Raw genomic sequence first — 7212 nt, forward strand, 5'->3', positions numbered from 1 at the left:
CTGGGAAGGGCGCGGGCCAAACGGCGGGCCAGCACTCCGGCGCGCCAGCGGGTGGTGTCACGTTGGATATGGAGGGCGAGAGTGAGGACGACGACTTCCAGCGGCTGTAAATTGTGGCCCTGCGCCTGTGGAGGCGTGGGGTGATCGTCGCGCGGCTTCAGGGCGGGCTGGGCAATCAGATGTTCCAGTACGCTGCGGGTCGCGCTCTTGCGGCGCGGTGGGGTGTCCCACTGCGCCTTGATGTGTCGGGGTTTCCTGATGTGCGGGGGCGGGAATGCCATATTTTCCGGTACCCCGTTGCGGCGCGGCAGGCCGAACCTGCCGAGGTGGCGGCCTTTCCGCCTGCGCCGCCGCCACGAGGACGCGTGGCGCGCTGGGCTGGGGCACTTGCCGCGTACGCGCGTGCGCCGCGTCCGGCCATGGGCGTTCCGGTCACGTTTTGCGAGGGACCGGGCAGGGGGCTTGCCCAGTTTCGGGCCCTTGGCGACAGAGTGTACCTGCAGGGCTACTGGCAGAGCGAAGCGTATTTTTCCGGCATTGCCGAGGAGGTGGCGCGGGAATTGACCTTCCTTGCGCCGTATGCGGGCGCGAATGCGGCGCTGGCCGCGCACATACAGGATACCCGCAGCGTCAGCGTGCATGTGCGGCGCGGGGATTATGTTGCGGACCCGGACCTTGCTGGGCTGTATGCGGAGCTGACTCCCGCGTGGTACGCGCGGGCCGTGGCCACGGCCTGCGAGGGACTGGACGACGCGTACGTATTCCTCTTTTCCGACGACCTGGACTGGGCGCGGGACAATCTGGACCTGCCGCATCCTGTCACCTGTGTAGAGGGCAATGCAGGCGCGCCGTGGGAGGATATTCGCCTCATGAGCCTGTGCAGGCGCCATGTCATCGCCAACTCAAGTTTCAGTTGGTGGGGGGCGTGGCTGGACCGCCGTCCGGACAGCGTGGTGGTGGGACCGCGCCAGTGGTTTGGTCCCCGCCGGGCCGCGCGGAGGAGTCGCGACATCTGCCCCGCGCGCTGGAGGCTGGTATGAGTGCGCCCCCTGTGGTGAGCATCCTGCTGCCGGTACGAAACGGCGACGCATGGCTGGGCGCGTCCCTTGAGAGCGTGTTGGCGCAGACGCTGACGCGCTGGGAGTGCCTTGTGGTGGACGATGCCTCAACGGACGCCACCCCGGATATTTTGGCCCAGTGCGCCGACAGCCGCATCCGGGTGCTGCGCAACAGCCGCCCCCGAGGTGTGGCATGGAGCCTGAACCGGGCCCTTGCCGCCGCCCGCGCCCCGCTTCTTGCGCGGCAGGACGCCGACGATGAATCCCTGCCCACGCGCCTTGAGCGGCAGGTAGAATTTCTGCGTCAGTATCCCAGCATTGGCGTTGTGGGCACGGGGGTTCACATGGTGGACGAGGCGGGCCGCCCCGCCGGAGCGTACCGCCTGCATGAATACCACGCGCGCATCTCGTGGGCGCTGTGCTTTGGGCATCCCTTCGCCCACCCCACCGTGTGCATGCGGCGGCGGGTCATTGAACAGGTGGGCGGCTATGACGTGACCTTTCCTGCCGCGCAGGACCATGACCTGTGGACCCGCCTTGCCGGACGCACCCGTTTTGCCAATATTCCCGACCAACTTGTGATCTACCGCAGACACGCGGGCGCGGTGAGCGCCGCGCGCCAGCGTCAGCTTGCGGCGGACGCCCGCGCCCGTGCGCGGCACCTGTCGTGGCTCATTGGCCGTGCGGTGGGCGAGGGGGAGCTCTTTTGGAATCCACTGCCGCATCCTGTCCCCGGTGAGGAGGGCCTTTCCCGCGCCGAGGTGGCGCACGGGGTGGCGGCGTATGGCGCGCTGGTGTGCGAGGCGCGGCGGGCCTTTTTGCGCCGCATGCACCTTGGGGAGGCCGAGCAGCGCGCCGTCAGCGCCCTTGCGGGGCGCAGGCTGTGGAGTGTGGCGGCGCGGCTGTGGCGGGTGTCGCCAGTGCGGGCGCTACCCCTTATGGCCCGTGCGGCGGCTCTTTGTCCCCAGCGGGCCATGCGCAGCGTTGGGGAGCGCCTGACGTGGGGGCGCGGCGTATGAAAATACTGCACGTTTCCGAAAATCTTGTTGAGGGCGGGCTGGAGCGGATGCTGCACCTGCTGTGCTTGGGGCTTGGCCGCCGCGGGCATGAAAACGTTATTCTGCATGGCCGCCGGGAGGGCAAAGACGTCCCGCCCGAGGGTGTGCACGCCGTGTGTGTGGATGGCGTCACCGCGCCGCAGTGTTCGAATCTCGCCGCCCGTCTTGCCGGAGTGGAGGAGGTGATGCGGCAGCACGCCCCGGATGTCGTGGTTATGCACCACGTTCGCCAACCTGTGCTGGTAGAGGTCCTTCGCCGCGCCGCGCCCTGCGTGCGAATGGTGCATGATGTGGGGTTTGTCTGCCCGGAGGGGCGCAAGACCCTGCGCCGCGGTACGCGTAGCGGCGCGCCGGAACTTTGTCCGCATCCTGTGGGCTACGCCTGCCAGATGCGGGCCTATGTCCACCGGTGCATGCCCCGGCATCCCGCCAAAGGTTTGCCCATCATCGCGCGGCTTCGCCGCATGCTGGCCCTGCACCGGGCCGGCGTGCATATGGCCGTGCCCAGCCGCTTTATGCGGGGCATGCTGGTACACAATGGTTTTGATCCAGCGGCGGTGGCGGTGCTCCCCCATTTTCTGCCCGCCACGCAGACGCCTGATGGACCGCAGGGCGGCCAGCATATTGTGTTTGTCGGCCGCGTGAACAAGGGCAAGGGCGTGGACGTGCTCTTGGACGCTGCGGCCCGTATGACGCTTCCGGCGCGTGTGAGCATTGTTGGTGACGGGCCGGACCTTGCGGCCATGCGTGAGCGCGCGCAGGCTGTTGGCCTAGGGGAGCGGGTGGTCTTTCATGGCTGGCAGGAGCGCGCGCAGGTGCAGCGCGTGATGCGCGGGGCGGATGTGGTGGCAGTGCCCTCCCTGTGTCCGGAGGCGTTTTGCCTTATGGGGCTGGAGGCCATGGCCCTTGCGCTGCCTGTGGTTGCGGCGCGCAGTGGGGCTATTCCCGAGTGGCTGGACCATGGCCGCACAGGGCTGCTTGTGCCGCCGGGGGATGCGGACGCCCTTGCCCACGCCCTTGATGATATGCTGTCCGACCCGCACCGTGCGCGCGACATGGGCTGGGCGGGCTACCACGACCTTGTGGACCATTTTGACGAGGGGGCGGGCATAGCGCGCTGGGAGCGTTTCCTGCGCCATGTGAGTGAAGGGACTGACGGGCAGGAGGGTGGATGATGCGCATTCTTGCCATGTCGCCCACATTCCTGCCTGCGGTTGGCGGGGCGGAGCTTTTGCTGCTGCACGTCCTGCGCCGCCTTGCCCAGAGGCACGACGTGCGCCTTGTCACCCCGCAGCTTCCGTGCCGTGTGGTGAAGCGCATTGGGCACAGCGAGTACGACGGGCTGGTGAATTTCGATGTCGTGCGCTTTGATGATGCATGGAGCCTGATGCGCCTTCGCGGGCACCGCATTATGCGCGGGGCTATTGCGCCTTTTTCCCTGTCCGCCGTGACGGCCATGCACCGTTCGGTGCGGGATTTTGGGCCAGACGTGGTGAATGTCCACTACTGCATGCCAACGGGCCTTGCCGCGGTGTGGGCGCAGCGCGCTTTGGACGTGCCAACCGTCCTCTCCCTGACCGGGCGCGACGTTCCCGGGCCGGGCGCGCCGCCGCTGTGGCGGTGGTGGCACCGGATGGTGGGGCGGCGCGTGGCCCAAACGACGGTCATCACGGATTGGTGCCGCCGCGCGGTGTGGGGGGAGGATGCACCGGCTTTGCCCATTTTGCCCGGGGGCGTGGATATGCCGCCCGTGGAGGACCCTGCGCGGACCAAGGCCATCCGGCGGCAGTGGGGCGTGCCGGAAGGGGGCGCGCTGCTCTTTGCCCTGCAACGGTTTGATGCGGTGAAGCGTGTGGATGTTCTGGTACGCGCCATGGCGCATGTCCGCCGCGCCGTGCCCGGTGCCGTGCTGGTCATTGGCGGCAAGGGCGCAGAGCGCGGCGCCTGCGAGGCCCTTGCGCGCGAGCTTGGCCTAGAGGACGCCGTCCGCTTTGCCGGGTTCGTCCCGGATAGCGATGTGGCCCCGCTGATGCAGGCCAGCGAGGCGTTTGTGTTCCATTCCACCTACGAGACCTTTGGCATTGTGGCCGCGCAGGCCATGGCGTGCGCCCGTCCGGTGGTGGCCGCCGCCGACCCGGCCGTGGCCGAGGTGGTGGAGCATGGCCGCACGGGACTGCTCACGCCGGTGCTGGACCACGAGGCCATGGCGCACGCCGTGGTGGAAATCCTCACCCAGCCGGACCTGCGGCGGAACATGGGGCAGGCTGGACGCCGCAAGGCCAAAGCATGCTATACTTGGGATGCTGTAGCGGCGGGGTACGAGGCGGTCTTTCACGATGTGACCGGAGCGTGAGTCATGACGCGGCGTGCAGAGGTTGGCGACAGAGCTGTTCGGGCAGCATACATTTTGGGCCGCAGTACATTCCTTGGCGGCGGGGAATGGAGCGCATTTGCGCTGCTGCGCGCTTTGGCGCGGGCTCGTCAGGTGGAACCCATTGGCGTGGTAAGCGCGGATGGACCTGTGCGCCAGCGGCTCAGCGCTGCGGGCGTTGCATCAGAGGTCTTGCCCATCCCGTCGCCGTTACGCCATCCCGTTGGCGCGGTGCGCACGCTGTACCGCATGTGGCGGCTGCTGCGGCGGCGGGGCGTTGATGTGGTGCATGCGGGGCGTTCGCGGGCGGCGCTCTATGCCGGGATTGCCGGCCTGCTGGCAGGGGTGCCCATGGTGTGGCATGTGCGCGAGTCCGCGCAGGATGTGGCGGTGTATGACGTGGTGCTGGCGCTGCTCGCGCGGCGGGTGGTGTTTGTGTCCGGCGCGGCGCGGCGGATGCGGTTCCCGCGTTTGGAGCGGTATGTGCCGGGGCGGTTTGTCACCATCATCAATGGCGTGGATACGCAGGACTTTCGCCCGGATGACGGACGCGGCGCGGCCATGCGCCAACGCCTTGGCGTTTCGGAGGAGACTGTCCTCTTTGGGCTGGTTGGCAACTATGTTCCGCGCAAGGGGCACCGGTTTTTGCTACGGGCGCTCACCCGCGCCGTGGAGCTGGGGCTGCCTGAAAATGCGCATGTGCTGTGCGCTGGGAATATGCTGGACGCCAATTTTGTGGCGACGCTGCGGCGCGAGGCGGATGCCCCCCAGCTTCGTGGCCGGGTGACCCTGCATGACGCCGTGGACGACCCCGCGGCGCTGTTTGCGGCGCTGAATGTGTTTGTGTTGCCGTCCTCGGCGGAGGGACTGAGCCGCGCTTTGATGGAGGCCATGAGCGCGGGCCTTGCCGTTATTGCCACGGATATTCCCGAAAACCGCGAGGCTGTGCCCGCGGGCGGCATGCGCGCCGTCCCCCCGGGGGACGAGGTGGCCTTTGCCCGGGCCTTGGTGCGTTTTGCTGAGGACGCCGGATTGCGGCGCGCCGCAGGCATTGTGAACCGCCGCCATGCAGAACGGGCCTTTAGTGTCGATCGGCACGCCCGGCGCATGGCGGTGCTGTATGCCGGACTGCGCCGCCACGCTGAGGGCGGCGGTCCGCCTACGTTCTCCCTTGTGCGGATGGGGCGGCGTCTGCTGGCGCGCGCCGGGCGCGGCGTCCTTGTGCATTTGGCGTGGCTGTGGCGCCCGCGTGCGCGGGAAGCCGCGGCAGGGCCGGTTCTTATCATTCCCGCGCGCGGGGCTGAGGCCGGGGTGGAGATGCTGCCTGCCATTGCCGCTGCGGCGCGTGAGGTGCCGGGCGGGGTGGATGTGCTTACCTGCGGCGCGGTGGCGGAATGCGCGGCACGCATTCCGGACGTGCATGTCACGCTGTGCGATGTCCATTCGCCTTTGGGCCTGCTGATGGCCCTGCGTCTGGCGCGGCGCGGGGGCTATGGGCGCGTGCTGGTGGGCGAGGTTGGCCCCGAGCTTGGGTCCGCTTTTGCCGGGCTGGTGTCCGGGGCGGTGAGCGCTGGCCTTGCCGGATGCGGGCGCGCGGCGCTGCTCTCCCGCGCGGTCTTGCCCGGCAGTGAATGCACGCCGTTGTGGCGGCGTTTGGTGCGTGTGGAGCAGGTGAGCCGGGACGCCGCGCCGCGGCCATGCCGCGCTGTGCAAAAGGCCGATGAAGCCCTTGAGCTGTTGTCCCGCCTGTGCCAGCCCCGGGGCGTGCGGGGGCCGGATGCGCCGCTGCGGGTCGCGCTGCATCCTCTTGCCTCCCTGGCTACGGAGCAGTGGCCCATGACGGCCTTTTGCCAGCTTGCGACAAAACTGGAACAGCGCGGTGTGCAGGTGGAGGTGCTGGGGACCGTGTGGGACCCCTTGCCCGATGTGCCGCCCTGCTGGCACCGGGGGACGGAGCGGGTGCGCGCGGGGTGTGATGTGCCCGCCGTGCTGGACGCCATTGCCGCCGCCGATGTGGTGGTGGGGCCGCCCACGTGGGTGGTTCGGCTTGCCGCGCTGTGCGGGGTCCGCACGGTGCGCATTGCCGGGCCTTCGGCCGGACACGAATCATGTCCGGATGGCGTGCATAGGGAGGTCGCCGCCCATGATGTGGAGTGCCTTGGCTGTGGCGAGAGCTTTTGCCGGACGCGGACGCATGAGTGCATGCTGGCCGTGGAGCCGGAGGATGTGGTGGACGCGGTGCTGACCTGCGCGGCGCAGCAGGACGGAGGGAGCGCGCATGGCGCGTAGCCGGACACTCCTTGTGGATGGGCGGGAGTACCCGCCGCAAGGGGGAACGGGCATTAGCCGTGTGTTGGATGGGCTGGTTCGCGCCCTTGTGGCGTCTGGCTGTGCAGACGAGGTACGCCTTGCCGTACGCCCGGCGTGCGCAGCGCACATTGCTAAGGACTGTCCCGGTCTTGTGCGGCGCGAACTCCCGGCCAGCCGCCTCGCCGCCGAGGTGGCGCTGTCGCGCCTTGCGCGGCGCAGCGCGGTGACGCTGTCTCCGTACCCCAAGGTCCCGATGTGGGCCGGGGGAAGCAGCGTTGTGAATATTGTCCATGATGTGCTGAACATTACCCATGAGCGCTACCGCACGTCGTGGCGGGCGCGCTATGCGCGGCTTCGCCTTGCGCACGGCCTGCGCCGCGCCCGGCGTCGCGGCGGGTTCTTCGCTGAAGCTGAC

Annotated in this window: 6 protein-coding genes; all 6 read left to right on the forward strand. The window is 68.7% G+C overall.

Going from position 1 to position 7212, the window contains the following annotated elements:
- Positions 1–140 precede the first annotated feature (140 nt).
- The gene (locus ACY69P_RS12095) at positions 141–1040 is read left to right on the forward strand and encodes an alpha-1,2-fucosyltransferase (protein ID WP_462327648.1); all 900 of its coding nucleotides are present in this window, start codon (positions 141–143) and stop codon (positions 1038–1040) included.
- Positions 1037–2077, forward strand: a complete 1041-nt coding sequence (locus ACY69P_RS12100) for a glycosyltransferase family 2 protein (protein WP_462327649.1) — start codon at positions 1037–1039, stop codon at positions 2075–2077. The genes ACY69P_RS12095 and ACY69P_RS12100 overlap by 4 nt, the downstream gene beginning before the upstream one ends.
- A complete protein-coding gene (locus ACY69P_RS12105) occupies positions 2074–3291 on the forward strand; it encodes a glycosyltransferase family 4 protein (protein WP_462327650.1) in 1218 nt (405 codons plus the stop codon). The genes ACY69P_RS12100 and ACY69P_RS12105 overlap by 4 nt, the downstream gene beginning before the upstream one ends.
- Positions 3288–4469, forward strand: a complete 1182-nt coding sequence (locus ACY69P_RS12110) for a glycosyltransferase family 4 protein (RefSeq protein ID WP_462327651.1) — start codon at positions 3288–3290, stop codon at positions 4467–4469. Before ACY69P_RS12105 ends, ACY69P_RS12110 begins: the two co-directional genes overlap by 4 nt.
- A 3-nt stretch (positions 4470–4472) precedes the next feature.
- Entirely contained in the window at positions 4473–6776 is a 2304-nt protein-coding gene (locus ACY69P_RS12115) for a glycosyltransferase (RefSeq protein ID WP_462327652.1), read from the forward strand.
- On the forward strand, positions 6766–7212 hold a 447-nt coding region (locus ACY69P_RS12120; RefSeq protein ID WP_462327653.1), incomplete at its 3' end, for a hypothetical protein. The genes ACY69P_RS12115 and ACY69P_RS12120, both read left to right, overlap by 11 nt.

Source organism: Desulfobaculum sp., from assembly GCF_054921475.1.